General features: G+C 73.9%; 1 protein-coding gene. It reads right to left on the bottom strand.

Translation table 11 applies throughout. The annotated features are described in order from the left end of the window. Window positions 1–640: carbohydrate kinase family protein (locus tag ACFR9S_RS13315; RefSeq protein WP_379818864.1), on the bottom strand; the 640-nt coding region annotated here is incomplete at its 3' end. Window positions 641–866: the final 226 nt, after the last annotated feature.

Below are 866 nucleotides of genomic sequence, written 5' to 3'. Positions count from 1 at the left end.
CCGCCTCGGCCGGGCAGTCGAGGTACGACTCTGCGGCCACCTCGGCCGTGACGAACAGCGATGCCGTCTCGACGACGTGGTCGATCGTGGACGGCTCGGTCCCGCGGCCCCGGAGTTCTTCGAGCGGCCCGGAGAGGTCGAACGCGAGCGCCGGCCCGTCGTCCTCGGTGGCGATATCGACGATCTCCGCGGTCACGGGGTCGGGTGCGTACGCGGTGACGAACACCGCGTCGGCGGCCCGGATCGCGGCGCGGTCGTCGTCGTTCAAGCGGAGCCGGACCGTCGAGTCGCCCGCGGTCACGATCATCCGCTCGCCGGCGTCGTCGCGGAGGATCACGCAGTGGGTCGTCGTGCCGGCGGCGCGCCGGACCAGCGCAGTCGAGACGGGGCCGGCTTCGAGATCCGCGAGCACGCGGTCGCCGAGGTCGTCCCAGCCGATCCGTGCGATGAGGGCGGCGTGCCGCCCCAGTCGGCCGAGGCCGGTCGCGACGTTGGCGCCGACGCCGCCGAAGCGCTCGGTGGCCTCGCGGGCGAACGCGCCGCCGTCCGGGTCGGGGAGGTTCGTCACGTCGTAGAACCGATCGACGGTCGCGGCGCCGACGGCCACGACCTCGGGCGAGGGGTCGGCTGAGTCGGCCATACCCGGGCTGGGTCGGCCCGGGGGAAAAGTCCACGGCGCGTGGCGCACCATGACCCGACGGCGTCGCCGGACGAACGAAGGACTAAGGCGGTGTCGACCCCACTTCGACGGCGTGAACGACAACGCGATCCGACACCGGAGTCCGAGCCGATCCGCCGTAGGGGTGGGGCGATGACGGTCTCGCTCGAGGACGTGCGCGCGGCCCGCGAGCGCCTCGCCGGCGCCG

This window comes from Halolamina salina, assembly GCF_042678005.1.
GTDB classification, from domain to species: Archaea; Halobacteriota; Halobacteria; order Halobacteriales; family Haloferacaceae; genus Halolamina; species Halolamina salina.
The sequence above is the reverse complement of the archived record's forward strand: the minus strand, read 5'-3'. Positions and strand labels throughout refer to the sequence as shown.